Consider the following 15,938-nt stretch of genomic DNA (forward strand, 5'->3'; position numbering starts at 1 on the left):
CTTCACGCAGGTCATGTAGGAGCGAGCTCGCTCCTACATGGTCTTGTGATTCTACGCCTTCGCAGCCGGTCGCTTGTCCTCGACCTTCCACTTGCCACCGTCGTAGAACGCCTTCCAGCCAGTCGGCTTACCGTCGACTTCGGTCTGCACATATTGCTCTTTGGTCTTGCGGCTGTAACGGATCACAGCGGGCAGACCATCCGGATCTTTCTTAGGCGCTTCGCAAAGGAAGTGGTACTTCGGATCGATCTCATCCTTGTGTGGAATGATCTCCATCACCAGCGGTGCACGGGTCTCACGGTTTTTCGGGAACTGGCTGGCAGCCAGGAACAGGCCCGAGGCACCGTCGCGCAGGATGTAGGTGTCGTTGACCTTTTCGCATTTCAGCTCAGGCATCTTCACCGGGTCCATCTTCGGCGGCGCCGCATCACCGCTTTTCAGCAGTTTGCGGGTGTTCTTGCAGGTGGCGTTGGTGCAACCGAAGAATTTGCCGAAACGGCCGGTCTTGAGCTGCATCTCGCTGCCGCACTTGTCGCATTCCAGGCTCGGGCCTTCATAGCCCTTGATGCGATAGGTGCCCTCTTCGATTTCATAGCCGTCGCAATCCGGGTTGTTACCGCAGATGTGCAGCTTGCGCTTCTCGTCCAGCAGGTAGGCGTCCATCGCCGTGCTGCAGATCGGGCAGCGGTGCTTGCCGCGCAGCACCAGCGATTCAGACTCACCCTCGTCGTCCGCGGCGATTTCATCGCCCGGCACCAGGTTGACGGTCGCCTTGCAGCGCTCTTTCGGCGGCAGGCTGTAGCCCGAGCAACCGAGGAATACGCCGGTCGACGCAGTACGAATCTGCATCGGACGGCCACAGGTCGTGCACGGAATGTCCGTCATCACTGGCTGGTTGGCACGCATGCCACTTTCCGGGCTCTCGGCCACCTCGAGCTTCTTCTTGAAGTCGCCGTAGAACTCATCCAGCACGTTTTTCCAGTCGCGTTCGCCCTGGGCCACGTCATCGAGGTGCTCTTCCATGCCGGCGGTGAAGCCGTAGTCCATCAGGTTGGAGAAGCTTTCCGACAAGCGCTCGGTGACGATGTCGCCCATCTTTTCCGAATAGAAACGACGGTTGTGCAGCGCCACGTAGCCGCGATCCTGGATGGTCGAAATGATCGCCGCGTAGGTCGAAGGACGACCGATGCCGCGTTTTTCCATTTCCTTGACGAGGCTGGCTTCCGAGTAACGCGCTGGCGGCTTGGTGAAGTGCTGGGTCGGATCAAGCTTGATCAGCTTCATCGCGTCGCCCTGGGCCATGTCCGGCAGCACGTCGTCATCGCCCGGCTTGGCGATTTGCGGCATGACGCGGGTGTAACCGTCGAACTTGAGGATACGGCCCTTGGCACGCAGCTCGAAGTCGCCGGCACCGACGGTGACCGTGGTCGAAAGGTATTGCGCCGGCAGCATCTGGCAGGCGAGGAACTGGCGCCAGATCAGCTCGTACAGCCGCTCTGCATCACGCTCCATGCCCGACAGCTTGCTTGGTTCGGTGTTGGCGTCGGACGGACGAATCGCTTCGTGAGCCTCCTGGGCGCCTTCCTTGCTGCTGTAGACGTTCGGGTTCTCCGGCAGGTACTTCTTGCCGAACTCGCTTTCAATATAGGTACGCGCCATCGCCACGGCATCGGCCGAGAGGTTGGTGGAGTCGGTACGCATATAAGTGATGTAGCCGGCTTCGTACAGACGCTGGGCCATCATCATGGTTTTCTTCACGCCAAAGCCCAGGCGGTTGCTCGCGGCCTGTTGCAGGGTGGACGTGATGAACGGTGCCGACGGCTTGCTGCTGGTCGGCTTGTCTTCGCGCTTGACGATGCTGTAGCTGGACGCCTTGAGCTTTTCCAGCGCGGCCATGGCCTGGGCTTCGTTCAGCGGCTTGAAGGCTTCGCCTTTCTCGCGAGCGACGTCGAAACGCACGGTGGCGCCCTTCGCAGTGCCGAGGTCGGCGTGGACTTCCCAGTACTCTTCCGGGATGAACGCGCGGATTTCACGCTCACGCTCCACCACCAATTTCACGGCAACCGACTGTACCCGACCGGCGGACAGGCCACGGGCGATCTTGGCCCACAGCAGCGGCGACACCATGTAACCCACCACGCGGTCGAGGAAACGACGCGCCTGCTGGGCGTTGACACGATCGATGTCCAGCTCGCCTGGCTGGGAGAAGGCTTCCTGGATCGCCTTCTTGGTGATTTCGTTGAACACCACGCGCTTGTAGCGGGTGTCGTCACCACCGATGGCTTCGCGCAGGTGCCAGGCAATGGCTTCCCCCTCGCGATCCAAGTCGGTTGCGAGATAGATGGTGTCAGCATCCTTGGCGAGCCGGCGCAGCTCTTCGATGACCTTTTCCTTGCCCGGGAGGATCTCGTACTTGGCTTTCCAGCCATGATCGGGATCGACACCCATGCGCGCGACCAGCTGCTTGCGCGCCTTTTCCTTCGGCGACAAGGCCGGCGCTTCGCCCGCGGCAGCCTTGCCGCGCTTGGCGGCTGGCTCTTTGCTGGCGCTAGCCGAACCGCTGGTGGGCAGGTCTCGGATATGGCCGATACTCGACTTCACCACGTATTCGTTGCCCAAATACTTGTTGATGGTCTTGGCCTTAGCCGGGGATTCCACAATGACCAGCGATTTGCCCATGGATCAGAAAATTCCTGAATTCTAGAAGTGAAAGGCGGTTGGCGCCTGACGCGGCACCGCTATATATAGTGGCTACAAGGTGAGGTCAAGCGCAGGGTCCTGCGCGCACTCAGCTTATGGCTGCTTGAAAAGACTCGGTTCGGCCTGCACCAAAGCAAAGCGTGGCACCTGTTCGCCGTCAACTTCGACCGACTCCAGGAACATGCTCAAGGGGCGTACCCAAAAGCCGTATTCGCCATACAGGGCTTGGTAGAAGACCACTTCTTCCTCGGTTTCCGAATGCCGCGCGACACTGAACACACGGTACTGCGGACCTTTGTAATGTTGATAGAGCCCAGGTTGTATCGGCATGCTTCGGCCCTCACTCAAATCCGTTCAAAATAAAAAATAAAAAAATCCGCAAAAACAAAAACCGGGGCACTGGGCCCCGGCTTCCGTCAACGCAACGCTTAAACGCGTTCGAAGACGGTGGAGATGCCTTGGCCGAGACCAATGCACATGGTGGCTACCCCGAGGTTGCCGCCATTCTGCTTCATCACGTTCAGCAACGTGCCGGAAATTCGCGCACCGGAGCAACCGAACGGGTGACCCAGGGCGATCGCGCCGCCGTGCAGGTTAACCTTCTCATTCATCTTGTCGAGCACTTTCAGATCTTTCAGCACTGGCAGGGCCTGTGCGGCGAAAGCTTCGTTGAGCTCGAAGTAGTCGATGTCCGAGATACTCAGACCCGCACGCTTCAATGCTTTCTGTGTGGCCGGTACTGGACCATAGCCCATGATCGCCGGGTCCACACCTGCCACCGCCATCGAGCGGATCACCGCCAGAGGCTGGATGCCCAGGTCCTGTGCACGCTGCGCCGACATCACGATCATGCACGAGGCACCATCGGTGATCTGCGACGAAGTACCGGCTGTCACGGTGCCGCCCTTCGGATTGAAAGCAGGCTTCAATGCCGCCAGGCTTTCCAGGGTGGTTTCCGGACGAATGGTTTCGTCGTAGTCGAAGGTTTTCAGGAAACCGTTCTCGTCATAGCCCTGCATCGGGATGATTTCGTCCTTGAACTTGCCTTCCACGGTCGCCTTGTGGGCGAGCTGGTGGGAGCGCACGCCAAAAGCGTCCTGCTGCTCGCGGGTGATGCCGTGCATCTTGCCCAGCATTTCCGCGGTCAGGCCCATCATGCCCGACGCTTTTGCCGCGTACAGCGACATGTGCGGGTTCGGATCGACACCGTGCATCATGCTCACGTGACCCATATGCTCGACGCCGCCAACCACGAAAACGTCACCGTTGCCGGTCATGATCGCTTGCGCAGCGGTATGCAGGGCACTCATCGAAGAGCCACACAGGCGGCTGACGGTCTGGCCGGCCGAGGTGTGCGGGATCTGAGTCATCAGCGACGCCATGCGCGCGATGTTCCAGCCCTGCTCCAGGGTCTGGTTTACACAGCCCCAGATCACGTCTTCGACTTCGCTCGGGTCAACCTTGACGTTGCGTTCCAGCAGTTTGCTGATCAGGTGCGCCGACATGTCTTCGGCGCGGGTGTTGCGGTGCATGCCGCCCTTGGAGCGGCCCATCGGAGTACGACCGAAGTCGACAATCACGACGTCTCTTGGATTCAAGCTCATAAAATTTCACTCTCGCTCAAAAGTTGGGACGCTTAACCGAAGAACCGTTGGCCGGTCTTGGCCATTTCACGCAGTTTTGCGGTCGGGTGGTACAGCGCGCCCAAATCAGCGTACTGGTCAGCCAGGGCAACGAACTCTGCAACACCGATCGAATCGATGTAGCGCAGCGCACCGCCACGGAATGGAGGGAAACCGATACCGTAGACCAGGCCCATATCGGCTTCGGCGGCAGTTTCGACAATGCCGTCTTCCAGGCAGCGCACGGTTTCCAGGCACAACGGGATCATCATCCAGTTGATGATGTCTTCGTCGCTGACTTCGCGCTGTTCGAAGACGATTGGCTTAAGCACTTCCAGTACCGACGGGTCGGCGACTTTCTTCTGCTTGCCCTTCTTGTCGGTCTCGTAGGCGTAGAAGCCCTTGCCGTTCTTCTGGCCCAGGCGCTTGGCTTCGTAGAGCACGTCCACGGCGGAGCGAGTGTCGTCCTTCATGCGGTCCGGGAAGCCTTCAGCCATGACGTCACGACCGTGGTGGCCGGTGTCGATGCCGACCACGTCCATCAGGTACGCCGGGCCCATTGGCCAGCCGAATTTTTCCATGACCTTGTCGATACGCACGAAGTCCACACCGGCGCTGACCAGCTTGGCGAAACCGCCGAAGTACGGGAACAGCACGCGGTTGACCAGGAAGCCCGGGCAGTCGTTGACCACGATCGGGTTCTTGCCCATTTTCTTGGCGTAGGCAACGGTAGTGGCCACCGCCAGCTCGCTGGACTTCTCGCCACGGATCACTTCCACCAGGGGCATCATGTGCACCGGGTTGAAGAAGTGCATGCCGACGAAGTTTTCCGGACGCTTGAGGGCCTTGGCCAGCAAGGTGATGGAAATGGTCGAGGTGTTCGAGGCGAGGATGGTGTCCTCTTTGACCTTGTCTTCAACTTCGGCCAGTACGGCTTGCTTGACCTTCGGGTTCTCGACGACCGCTTCGACCACCAGGTCTACGTGACCGAAATCACCGTAGGACAGGGTCGGACGAATGCCGTTGAGCACTTCAGCCATTTTCGCCGCGGTCATGCGGCCTTTGTCAACGCGGCCAACCAGCAGCTTGGCGGCTTCGGCCAGGCCCTGCTCGATGCCGTGCTCGTTGATGTCCTTCATCAGGATCGGCGTGCCTTTGGACGCCGACTGATAGGCGATACCGCCACCCATGATGCCGGCGCCCAGTACGGCGGCCTGCTTCACGTCCTTGGCGATTTCGTCGTAGGCCTTGGCCTTTTTCTTCAGTTCCTGATCGTTCAGGAACAGGCCGATCAGGCTCTGTGCAGCCGCGGTCTTGGCCAGTTTGACGAAACCGGCGGCTTCGATTTCCAGGGCCTTGTCACGACCGAAGTTGGCGGCTTTCTGGATGGTCTTGATCGCTTCGACCGGGGCCGGGTAGTTCGGGCCAGCCTGGCCTGCCACGAAACCCTTGGCGGTTTCGAAAGCCATCATTTGTTCGATAGCGTTCAGCTTGAGTTTTTCAAGCTTCGGCTGGCGCTTGGCCTTGTAGTCAAACTCGCCGGAAATGGCGCGCTTGATCAGTTCCAGCGCAGCATCCTGCAGTTTTTCAGGGGCAACCACGGCATCGACGGCACCGACTTTCAGTGCGTCTTCGGCACGGTTTTCCTTGCCGGAAGCAATCCACTCGATAGCGTTGTCGGTACCGATCAGGCGCGGCAGGCGCACGGTACCGCCGAAGCCCGGGTAGATACCCAGCTTGACTTCCGGCAGACCGATCTTGGCCTTGGTCGACATGACGCGGTAGTCCGCTGCCAGGCACATTTCCAGACCGCCACCCAATGCGATGCCATTGATTGCGACGACAGTCGGGACGCTGAGGTCTTCGAAATCGCTGAAAATCTTGTTGGCTTCGAGGTTGCCAGCCACAAGCTCTGCATCCGGCAGCTTGAAGTTGTCGACGAATTCGGTGATGTCGGCGCCGACGATGAACACGTCCTTGCCACTGCTGACGATCACACCCTTGATCGAAGCATCTGCCTTGATGGCGTCCACGGCCTGACGCAGTTCGTTCAGGGTTAGACGGTTGAACTTGTTGACGGACTCACCCTTGAGGTCGAACTTCAGTTCGACGATGCCACTTTCAAGAGCCTTAACCGTGATGGCTTTACCTTCGTAAATCATCAACTGATCTCCACGATATGGAAGCTGAACAGTACACGTCGGACGCAGGCGGATGGCTGGCAGGGACGTCTCTCGTCGATGCTACGCCTATCCACCCGGCACACCCGCCAACGCGATAGTCGGGATTCTGTAGGAGCGTTTTGTCAGACAAACGCTCAATTCATACGCCCGTTTGATTTGGGTACGCCACCTTCACGGAAATTCCGACAATTGTCAATCGCCCAAAGTACGGGTTGAGAGGCGACTTGGCGGTCATTTCTGTAAGACGAAGGCCTGCAACACGAGGCCGCATTACCAAACATTCATAGAATCAATGATTAGAAAATTCGCCCTAATTCACGGCAGCCTGCCACTAACCGGCTACGCTGGCGGAACCTGGGGAAAAAATTGAACGCTTTTGGCGAATGCCCAGCGTAAGATCAGCCCAAACCGAATTACCGGCCTGCCTGGCCAACCCCGCCCGATGACGTTGTCGGGCTTTTTATTGCCTGCAAAAAGCCACCCGCCCCCTTGTAGGAGCTGGCTTGCCAGCGCCTACAAGGGTCGAGTTCAGCGAGGAAGATCGGGTTCAGGCGAGCGCCTTGAGGGTGGCGTCGATGTGCTGCAATACCTCTGTTTCACCCTTCTCACCCCAATACAGGGTAATCATCTGCTTGTCGGCTTCGACCTTGTAGACATTGCCCGGCAATTTTTCGAAATGATTGAGCAACGCGGGATCGTCGCAGGGTTCCTGCCACTGGTTGACCCACACACCCGGCGATTTTTGCCAGTAACTCCAGCACGCCGGCTGGTTGCCCCGGCGCGGTCGATGGTACTGCGCGCAAGGGTTTGGCGGCTCCTGGCTGAGCCAGTGCGGCCACTCCTGAGGCGCCAGTTGCATGGCCAGGCCGATGCGTCGCGCCTCCATGCGCAGGGCCATGCGCCCGCTCTGATGGCGCGAGGGTCGCAGCCATGCCAGGGGGCTCAACGACACCAGCAGGATTGACACCACTATCCAGACCGTCATATCTGTACTCCCGATTCTTGATGAGCGCATTGAGTCACTTTGGAGCCAATGCGCTTGAAACCAGCCATACTTACCAATATTGCAATCCTCAGGAGGAGCACCTCATGCCCTACAACCATATTCTGGTCGCTGTAGATCTGACCGAAGAGTGCGACCCTGTAATCCACCGCGCTCGCGAGCTGGCGGTGAGCAATGGGGCGAAGTTGTCCCTGGTGCATATCGTCGAGCCGATGGCCATGGCCTTTGGTGGCGATGTGCCAATGGACCTGTCACAACTGCAACAACAGCAGTTCGACCAGGCCAAGGAGCGACTCGATCGCCTGATCTTGAAATACCCCGAGCTCTCCAGGGAATACAGCCACCTGACCTACGGCCAGCCCCGCCAGGAAATTCACCACCTGGCCAAGGAGCAAGGGTGCGACATGATCGTGGTCGGCAGTCACGGCCGCCATGGCCTGGCATTGCTGCTGGGCTCCACCGCCAACGACGTCCTGCACGGCGCGCCTTGCGATGTGCTTGCAGTGCGCCTGCAAAGCAAAAGCTGATAGCCATCTTCGGTAGGAGCCGGCTTGCCGGCGAAGGCGGTCCTGGACCTTGTATCAGTCTTGCGGGCCTCTTCGCTGGCAAGCCAGCGCCTACAAGGGATTACATTGCATATGAAAAGCCCGGCGCTCATCGCTGAGTGCCGGGCTTTTTTATTGCAGGATCATTCAGGCATCCAGCTCGGCCCAGCGCTCGACCATGATGTCCAGCTCAGCCTGCAACTGCGCCAACTGCGCGATCACGGCGGCAGTTTCCGCTGCCGGACGCAGGTAGAAGCCGGCATCGGCCATCTGCCCCTCAACCGAGACGATCTGCTGCTCCATGGCTTCGATCTGGCCCGGCAACGCTTCCAACTCACGCTGCAGCTTGTAGCTGAGCTTCTTCTTCGCCACCGGCGCCTCGACGGCGGCCGCAACGGGTGCAGGCTCAGCCTTGACCACGGCGGAGTTCAGGTCGGCCTTGCCGGACTTGCTCTCGGTCACGCCCAGCAGGCGCGGTGAACCGCCCTGGCGCAGCCAGTCCTGGTAACCACCGACGTACTCGCGAACCTTGCCTTCACCTTCGAAGACCAGGGTGCTGGTGACCACGTTGTCGAGGAATGCCCGGTCGTGGCTGACCATCAGTACGGTGCCGTTGAAGGTCAGCAAGACCTCTTCGAGCAATTCGAGGGTTTCGACGTCGAGGTCGTTGGTCGGTTCGTCGAGCACCAGCAGGTTGGCCGGCTTGCTGAACAGCTTGGCCAGCAACAGACGGGCACGCTCGCCCCCGGACAGCGCCTTGACCGGCGTGCGGGCACGCTGCGGGCTGAACAGGAAGTCGCCAAGGTAGCTCAGCACGTGGCGGCTCTGGCCGTCGATATCGATGAAGTCGCGACCTTCGGCGACGTTGTCGATCACGGTCTTTTCCAGATCCAGCTGATGACGCAACTGGTCGAAATAGGCGACGTCGATCTTGGTGCCTTCTTCCACCTTGCCACTGGTCGGCTGCAAGCCGCTGAGCATCAACTTCAGCAGCGTGGTCTTGCCGGTGCCGTTGGCGCCGAGCAGGCCGATACGGTCGCCGCGCTGCAGCACCATGGAGAAATCCTTGATCAGGAACGGCCCGCCCGGGTGAGCGAAACTCACGTTCTCGAGCACCATCACCTGCTTGCCGGACTTGTCGGCGGTTTCCAGCTGGATGTTGGCCTTGCCCGTGCGCTCACGACGCTCGCTGCGCTCCACGCGCAGGGCCTTCAGGGCGCGTACGCGGCCTTCGTTACGGGTACGACGGGCCTTGATGCCCTGGCGAATCCACACTTCTTCCTGGGCCAGGCGCTTGTCGAACAGCGCGTTGGCGGTGGCTTCGGCGGCCAGCTCGGCTTCCTTGTGCACCAGGAAACTGGCGTAGTCGCCGTTCCAGTCGATCAAGCCACCGCGATCCAACTCCAGGATGCGGGTCGCCAGGTTCTGCAGGAAGGAACGGTCGTGCGTGATGAACAGCACGGCGCCCTGGAAATCCTTCAGTGCTTCTTCCAGCCAGGCGATCGCACCGATGTCCAGGTGGTTGGTCGGTTCGTCGAGCAGCAGCAGGTCGGGTTCGGACACCAGGGCCTGGGCCAGCAGCACGCGACGACGCCAGCCACCGGACAATTCAGCGAGGGTCTTGTCGGCCGGCAACTGCAGGCGGCTCAGGGTGCTGTCGACCAGGGTCTGCAAACGCCAGCCGTCGCGGGCTTCGAGGTCGTGCTGGACGTGCATCAGCTTGTCCAGGTCGGCATCGGTGACGATGTTCTGGCTCAGGTGGTGATATTCGGCGAGCAACGCGCCGACACCGTCCAGGCCTTCGGCAACCACGTCGAACACTGTCCGCTCGTCGGCTACCGGCAATTCTTGCGGCAATTCGCCGATCTTGAGCCCGGGTGCGCGCCAAACCGAGCCGTCATCGGGCTTCTGGTCGCCCTTGACGAGCTTCATCATGCTGGACTTGCCAGTGCCGTTGCGGCCGATGATGCACACCCGCTCTCCACGGGCGATCTGCCAGGACACCTTGTCCAACAACGGCATAGCGCCGAAAGCAAGGGACACATCGCTGAATTTGAGCAGGGTCATGAGCTTCTCCAAAAACCGGGCGCGCATTCTACCTGAAACAGGGCTTCAGCAGGCCGGCATTTTCACCTTGGCGGCACTCTGCCGTACAAATGTTGCGAACTGATGCAGACCGGTCGGCAAAGCTTTCGCCCATTGCTGGCAAAAGGCTAAGCTAAAGATAATCAGTGCGGGCATCGCCAGCACTTGTCATGTTTTTTCTGTCTGGACGTCTCATGCGCAGTCGCCTTTTCACTTTTTTGTCATGTTTTTTACTTTCTGCCGCTGCCGTTCAATCTGCCCAGGCGGTGGACCTGTCTACCCAACGCCAATACTACGATGAAGCCAAGCGCGCCCTGGCCAAGGGCGACACCGGTCCGTACTTCCGTTACAGCCAGGCCCTGGCCGACTATCCGCTGGAGCCATACCTGGCCTACGACGAGCTGACCGCCCGACTGAAAACCGCGAGCAATACCGAGATCGAGAAGTTCCTCGCCGAACACGGTGACCTGCCCCAGGCCAACTGGATGAAGCTGCGCTGGTTGCGCTGGCTGGCGGAACGCGGCGACTGGGCGACATTCGTCAAGTACTACGACCCGAAGATGAATTTCACTGAACTGGACTGCCTGAACGCGCAGTACCAGATCAGCCACAACAAAAAGACCGAAGGTTACGCCAACGCCAACAAGCTCTGGCTGAGCGGTAAAACGCAACCGGCAGCCTGTGACGCCCTGTTCGGCATGTGGGCCGCCGAAGGCCAGTTGACCGAGCAGAAGCGCTGGGAACGCGCCAAGCTCGCCGCCCAGGCGCGCAACTACCCACTGGCCAACAGCCTGGTCAATGGCTTGACCACCCTGGCCCCGCGTGGCCGCCTGCTGATCGATGTGGCGCAGAAGCCGGAGCTGCTCAATTCGCCGTCGCGCTTCACCCCGGCCGACGAACCGATGTCCGACGTGGTCAGCCTCGGCCTGCGCCGTCTCGCCCGCCAGGACCCGGACAGGGCCATGAATCTGCTCGACGGGTATGCCAGCAGCATGCACTTCTCCCGCGACGAAAAAGTGGCCATCGCCCGGGAAATCGGGCTGACCCTCGCGCGGCGTTTCGACAGCCGCGCGCTGGACATGATGACCAAGTACGACCCGGAATTGCGCGACAACACGGTGTCTGAATGGCGCATGCGCTTGTTGCTGCGCCTGGCGCGCTGGGACGATGCCTACCAGTTGACTCGCCGCCTACCCCAGGACCTGGCCACCACCAACCGCTGGCGCTACTGGCAGGCCCGCAGCCTGGAACTGGCACAACCGCAGAATCCCGAAGCGCAATCCCTCTACAAGAGCCTGGCTCGCGAGCGCGATTTCTATGGTTTCCTCGCCGCCGACCGTTCGCAGTCGCCGTATTCGCTGAACAACAAACCGCTGGTACTCAGCCAGGCGCTGATCAACAAGGTGCGCAATACCCCCGGCATACGTCGCGCCCTGGAGTTTCATGCCCGCGGACAGATCGTCGACGGTCGCCGCGAGTGGTATCACGTCAGTCGCCACTTCAATCGCGACGAAATGGTTGCCCAGGCGAAACTGGCGTATGACCTGAAATGGTACTTTCCGGCGATTCGCACCATCAGCCAGGCGCAGTACTGGGATGACCTGGACATTCGCTTCCCGATGGCCCACCGCGACACCCTGGTCCGTGAAGCCAGGAACCGTGGCCTGCATTCCAGCTGGGTATTTGCTATCACCCGCCAGGAAAGCGCCTTCATGGAAGATGCCCGCTCCAGTGTCGGTGCCAGCGGCTTGATGCAATTGATGCCGGGAACCGCCAAGGAAACCGCACGCAAGTTCAGCATTCCACTGGCCTCGCCGCAGCAAGTGTTCAACCCGGACAAGAATATTCAGCTTGGCGCGGCCTACCTGAGCCAGGTCCACAGCCAATTCAACGGCAACCGCGTCCTCGCCTCCGCCGCCTACAACGCAGGCCCGGGCCGCGTGCGCCAGTGGCTGCGCGGTGCCGATCACCTGAGCTTCGACGTCTGGGTGGAAAGCATCCCGTTCGACGAAACCCGCCAATACGTACAGAACGTGCTGTCATATTCGGTGATCTACGGCCAGAAACTCAACTCACCGCAGCCGCTGGTGGATTGGCATGAGCGGTACTTCGACGATCGGTGACAGGCGCCCCTGAACATTACGCTGGTCTTGCGGGTGTCTTCGCTGGCGAGCCAGCTCCGACAACGGTCGATCCAGCAGCGGCGATTCATGCCGCTTCATGCCCATCACTGAACTGCAACGCCGCCAACCGCGCATACAGCGCATTGTTCGCAATCAGCGACTGGTGCGTCCCCACCGCCACCAGTTTCCCCTGGTCCATGACCGCAATGCGATCGGCGTTTTTGACCGTGGCCAGGCGGTGGGCGATGACCAGGGTGGTGCGGTTTTTCATCAGGCTCGGCAATGCCTGCTGAATCAAGTGTTCGCTTTGGGCGTCGAGGGCGCTGGTGGCTTCGTCCAGCAGCAGGATGGGCGCATCCACCAGCAGCGCGCGGGCGATGGCCAGGCGCTGGCGCTGGCCGCCGGACAAGCCGAGGCCGCCGTCCCCCAGGTGCGTCTGATAACCGTTGGGCATGGCTTCGATGAAGTCGTGGGCGTAGGCGATTTTTGCCGCCTCGCGGACTTCGGCCAGGGTCGCCGAGGGGTTGCCGTAGCGCAGGTTGTCCTCGATGCTGCCGAAGAACAGCGCCGGGGTCTGCGAGACCAGCGCGAAGCAACGCCGCAGGTCCAGTGGATCGAGCTGGGTCAGGGGCACGCCGTCGAGCAGGATGCGCCCCTCAGAAGGGTCGTAAAAACGCAGCAGCAGGTCATACACCGTCGATTTGCCGGCCCCGGACGGCCCGACCAACGCCAGGGTCTCCCCGGCCTGGATGCTCAGGCTCAGGCCGTCGACCGCGTAGCTTTCAGGGCGCGAGGGGTAGCAGAAGCGCACATCCTGCAACACCAGGTCACCCTTCACCCGCTCGGGCAAGGTCACCCGGCCAGTGGTCGGCGGCTGGATGATGTTCTGCGCCCGCAGCAACTCGGCAATCCGCTCGGCCGCGCCCGCCGCGCGCTGCAACTCGCCGATCACCTCACTCAGGGTGCCGAACGCACTGCCGACAATCAGGCTGTAGAAAACAAACGCCGCCAGTTCACCCGCGGAAATCCGCCCGGCAATCACGTCCATGCCACCAACCCAGAGCATCACACCGACGGCGCCCAGCACCAGCACGATCACCAGGGTAATCAGCCAGGCCCGCTGGAAAATGCGCTTGCGCGCCGTGTCGAACGCCTCCTCCACAGTGACTGCGAAGCGCTGTTCGTCCTGGCCCTGGTGGTTGTAGGCCTGCACGGTCTTGATCTGGCCCAGGGTCTCGGACACATAGCTACCGATGTCGGCAATCCGGTCCTGGCTCAGGCGCGACAGGCTGCGCACCCGCCGGCCGAAAATCAGGATCGGCGCGATCACCAACGGCAAGGCAATCACCACGATGCTGGTGAGCTTGGGATTGGTGACAAACAGCAGGACAATCCCGCCAATCACCATCAGCAAGTTGCGCAAGAACAATGACAGCGAGGAGCCGATCACCGATTGCAGCAGCGTGGTATCGGCGGTCAAGCGCGACTGGATCTCGGAGCTGCGGTTGTCCTCGTAGAACCCCGGGTGCAGGTAAACCAGATGATTGAACACCCGGCGGCGGATGTCGGCGACACAACGCTCGCCGATCCACGACACCAGGTAAAACCTTGCAAAGGTACCCACCGCCAGGCCGATCACCAGCAGCATGAACAAAGCGATGGACTGGTTGAGCAAATGCGGCGACTGGGTCATGAACCCCTGGTCCACCAGCAGGCGAATGCCCTGCCCCATGGACAAGGTAATGCCCGCCGTGACGACCAGCGCGAACAGGGCACCCAGCGCTTGCCAGCGATAAGGGGCGATGAAACGGCTGGCCAGGCGAATCGCACGACGGTGACGAACAGTGAGCATTTGCATCATCCACAACGGAGTCATTGATAGCACCAGCGTACACCGACCAGAGCGTGGAACTGGTTGAATCAGAATGAGTCAGGTTAATTATGACCGTGCAGTCTAGTGCCTAGACGCTATTGGTCTAAAGTTCGGGTAGCCATGTCGGGATATTTCTGGTCGACTGGCGATGCCGTTCAGGATCGATCGCAGGGAGTTGTCACAGCCTGGTCACCTGACGGTTTTAACCTAGGCACACAACCTGATGAGGAGACAGGCCATGTCCTTGCAACAACGCAGCGATGACAAGATTGAAGTGATCCGCACGCAGCCAGACCAGTCTCTGGGGTGCTCGATAATCGATGAACAGGGCCGCGAAGTACCGATCACTGAAAAGATGATCCAGAAAGCGTGCAGCGAACTGGATAAGCGATTGGTCAAGCCTGCCGAAGAGAAGTGATGTAACCACCGTCTTCATTGACCCGGCCCTTGAGGGCCGGGTTTCTTATTGCCCGTTCTTCAGATAATCGTCGCGCCCAGTGCCGCCACGATCTGCTGCAACGCTGGCGCATCCCCGTCTATCCGCACCTGCAACCCGTCGATTTCGCGTCGAGACGGATACTGCTTGCGCAATACATCGAACGCCGCACGCTGCTCGCCCACACTGCCAACAAGGCTGCGGCGAAAGTCCGCATCGTCACGGCGCGGGTCGTACACGCCACGGCACAACATCGCCAGGGCCCAAGCCGGGTCGGTGTCCCCGCTCAAGGTCACCTGCGACAGCCAGGGGGCTGGCAGCAAGTCGCTCAGGCTGACCTGGGGCGCTTGCCCGAGGAACTCGCAATAAGCTTGATAGATCTGCGCCGTTCCGCGCTGCTTGCCGTCGAGGCTGTAGCCGGCAATGTGCGGCGTGGCCAGCACGCAGAGCTCGGCCAGGGCCACATCGACTTCCGGCTCACCCTCCCACACATCGAGTACCGCCTGCAGGTCTTCGCGCTCCAGCAGCACCTCTCGCAGGGCGTTGTTGTCCACCACCGGGCCACGGCTGGCGTTGATCAGCCAGGTGCCGGGCTTGAGTTGGTTCAGGCGGCGTCGATCGAACAGGTGCCAGGTCGGCTGAGCGCCCTTGCGGGTCAGCGGGGTGTGCAGGCTGATGACGTCGCATTGCTCGATGATTTGCTCAAGGCTGACGTAATCGCCCCCTTCAGCAGCCTGGCGTGGCGGATCGCAGACCAGCACCCTCCAGCCCAGGCCCTGCAGGACCTTGACCAGACGACCACCCACCTCACCGGCACCGACCACGCCGTAGGTGCGTTGGGTCAGTTCGGCGCCTTCGATTTCAGCCAGGGTCAGCAGGCTGCCCAGCACGTAGTCGACCACACCGCGGGCGTTGCAGCCCGGCGCGCTGGACCAGGTGATGCCGGCCTGCTGGAAGTATTCCAGGTCCAGATGATCGGTGCCGATGGTGCAGGTGCCGACAAAACGTACCTTGCTGCCTTCGAGCAGCGCACGGTCGACACGGGTGACCGAACGCACCAGCAGTACATCGGCCTGTTCGACGGTGGCGCGGTCGATGGAACGCCCCGGCACCCGGCGGATTTCACCGAATGGTTCGAAGAAGGCGTCGAGCAGGGGGATATTTTCGTCGGCAACGATCAGCATGTCAGGCTCCTTTGGCGGACCGGCAGTGTAGGCGTAGAGGGTACCTGGCGCCTAGCATGCATCGCCTCCTACTTGTAGGAGCGAGCGGTGCGGCGATCCGACTTGCCCGCGAACCAGGCGCCGTGATGTATCTGCTGCACCGCGTTATCGTTCTTCGCGGGCAAGCCTCGCTCCTACAGAGGGA

11 protein-coding genes are annotated in these 15,938 nt (G+C 60.7%); 3 read left to right on the forward strand and 8 right to left on the reverse strand.

The genetic code is table 11. The annotated features are described in order from the left end of the window. Nucleotides 1-51: 51 nt before the first annotated feature. The 5 genes from topA to ACIO0C_RS22910 form a co-directional block, all read right to left on the reverse strand. A complete protein-coding gene (gene topA, locus ACIO0C_RS22890) occupies nt 52-2,679 on the reverse strand; it encodes a type I DNA topoisomerase (protein WP_401315430.1) in 2,628 nt (875 codons plus the stop codon). 114 nt (nt 2,680-2,793) lie between these two features. After that, the gene (locus ACIO0C_RS22895) at nt 2,794-3,030 is read right to left on the reverse strand and encodes a DUF1653 domain-containing protein (protein ID WP_401315431.1); all 237 of its coding nucleotides are present in this window, start codon (nt 3,028-3,030) and stop codon (nt 2,794-2,796) included. Between the two features lie 98 nt (nt 3,031-3,128). Further along, nucleotides 3,129-4,304: an acetyl-CoA C-acyltransferase FadA gene (fadA, locus tag ACIO0C_RS22900; protein ID WP_008057944.1), complete on the reverse strand. Its 1,176-nt coding sequence runs from the start codon at nt 4,302-4,304 to the stop codon at nt 3,129-3,131. 32 nt (nt 4,305-4,336) lie between these two features. Further along, the gene (gene fadB / locus ACIO0C_RS22905) at nt 4,337-6,484 is read right to left on the reverse strand and encodes a fatty acid oxidation complex subunit alpha FadB (RefSeq protein WP_401315433.1); all 2,148 of its coding nucleotides are present in this window, start codon (nt 6,482-6,484) and stop codon (nt 4,337-4,339) included. A 568-nt stretch (nt 6,485-7,052) separates the two neighbouring features. After that, entirely contained in the window at nt 7,053-7,490 is a 438-nt protein-coding gene (locus ACIO0C_RS22910) for a hypothetical protein (protein ID WP_401315434.1), read from the reverse strand. A 104-nt stretch (nt 7,491-7,594) separates the two neighbouring features. Between ACIO0C_RS22910 and ACIO0C_RS22915 the strand changes: the two genes are divergently transcribed. Beyond that, nucleotides 7,595-8,035 carry a universal stress protein gene (locus tag ACIO0C_RS22915; RefSeq protein WP_008057932.1) on the forward strand — a complete coding sequence of 147 codons (441 nt, stop codon included), beginning with the start codon at nt 7,595-7,597 and terminating at the stop codon, nt 8,033-8,035. 165 nt (nt 8,036-8,200) lie between these two features. Here the strand turns inward: ACIO0C_RS22915 and ACIO0C_RS22920 are convergent, their stop codons facing one another. Next, nucleotides 8,201-10,120, reverse strand: coding sequence for an ATP-binding cassette domain-containing protein (locus tag ACIO0C_RS22920; RefSeq protein ID WP_401315437.1), 1,920 nt, complete (start codon nt 10,118-10,120; stop codon nt 8,201-8,203). 212 nt (nt 10,121-10,332) lie between these two features. Between ACIO0C_RS22920 and ACIO0C_RS22925 the strand changes: the two genes are divergently transcribed. Next, nucleotides 10,333-12,261 (forward strand): transglycosylase SLT domain-containing protein, encoded by a 1,929-nt coding sequence (locus ACIO0C_RS22925; protein ID WP_401315439.1) that lies wholly within the window; start codon nt 10,333-10,335, stop codon nt 12,259-12,261. Nucleotides 12,262-12,346: 85 nt separating this feature from the next. Here ACIO0C_RS22925 and ACIO0C_RS22930 read toward each other — a convergent pair whose 3' ends face one another. Further along, on the reverse strand, nt 12,347-14,113 hold the full coding sequence (locus ACIO0C_RS22930; protein WP_401315461.1) for an ABC transporter transmembrane domain-containing protein: 1,767 nt from the start codon (nt 14,111-14,113) through the stop codon (nt 12,347-12,349). A 259-nt stretch (nt 14,114-14,372) separates the two neighbouring features. Between ACIO0C_RS22930 and ACIO0C_RS22935 the strand changes: the two genes are divergently transcribed. Next, nucleotides 14,373-14,552, forward strand: coding sequence for a PA1571 family protein (locus ACIO0C_RS22935; protein ID WP_401315441.1), 180 nt, complete (start codon nt 14,373-14,375; stop codon nt 14,550-14,552). 59 nt (nt 14,553-14,611) lie between these two features. On the opposite strand, the gene pdxB is transcribed toward ACIO0C_RS22935, so the two are convergent. Next, nucleotides 14,612-15,754, reverse strand: coding sequence for a 4-phosphoerythronate dehydrogenase PdxB (gene pdxB / locus ACIO0C_RS22940; RefSeq protein ID WP_401315442.1), 1,143 nt, complete (start codon nt 15,752-15,754; stop codon nt 14,612-14,614). Nucleotides 15,755-15,938: the final 184 nt, after the last annotated feature.

The organism is Pseudomonas sp. NPDC087336, assembly GCF_044744285.1.
Lineage (GTDB): Bacteria > Pseudomonadota > Gammaproteobacteria > Pseudomonadales > Pseudomonadaceae > Aquipseudomonas.

Bases quoted from the DNA above. Each gene is read 5' to 3' on its own strand.
- ACIO0C_RS22925 (WP_401315439.1), top strand. From the start codon at position 10,333: ATGCGCAGTCGCCTTTTCACTTTTTTGTCATGTTTTTTACTTTCTGCC.
- ACIO0C_RS22935 (WP_401315441.1), top strand. From the start codon at position 14,373: ATGTCCTTGCAACAACGCAGCGATGACAAGATTGAAGTGATCCGCACG.
- ACIO0C_RS22910 (WP_401315434.1), bottom strand. From the start codon at position 7,490: ATGACGGTCTGGATAGTGGTGTCAATCCTGCTGGTGTCGTTGAGCCCC.
- fadB (WP_401315433.1), bottom strand. From the start codon at position 6,484: ATGATTTACGAAGGTAAAGCCATCACGGTTAAGGCTCTTGAAAGTGGC.
- topA (WP_401315430.1), bottom strand. From the start codon at position 2,679: ATGGGCAAATCGCTGGTCATTGTGGAATCCCCGGCTAAGGCCAAGACC.
- pdxB (WP_401315442.1), bottom strand. From the start codon at position 15,754: ATGCTGATCGTTGCCGACGAAAATATCCCCCTGCTCGACGCCTTCTTC.
- fadA (WP_008057944.1), bottom strand. From the start codon at position 4,304: ATGAGCTTGAATCCAAGAGACGTCGTGATTGTCGACTTCGGTCGTACT.
- ACIO0C_RS22915 (WP_008057932.1), top strand. From the start codon at position 7,595: ATGCCCTACAACCATATTCTGGTCGCTGTAGATCTGACCGAAGAGTGC.
- ACIO0C_RS22920 (WP_401315437.1), bottom strand. From the start codon at position 10,120: ATGACCCTGCTCAAATTCAGCGATGTGTCCCTTGCTTTCGGCGCTATG.
- ACIO0C_RS22895 (WP_401315431.1), bottom strand. From the start codon at position 3,030: ATGCCGATACAACCTGGGCTCTATCAACATTACAAAGGTCCGCAGTAC.
- ACIO0C_RS22930 (WP_401315461.1), bottom strand. From the start codon at position 14,113: ATGCTCACTGTTCGTCACCGTCGTGCGATTCGCCTGGCCAGCCGTTTC.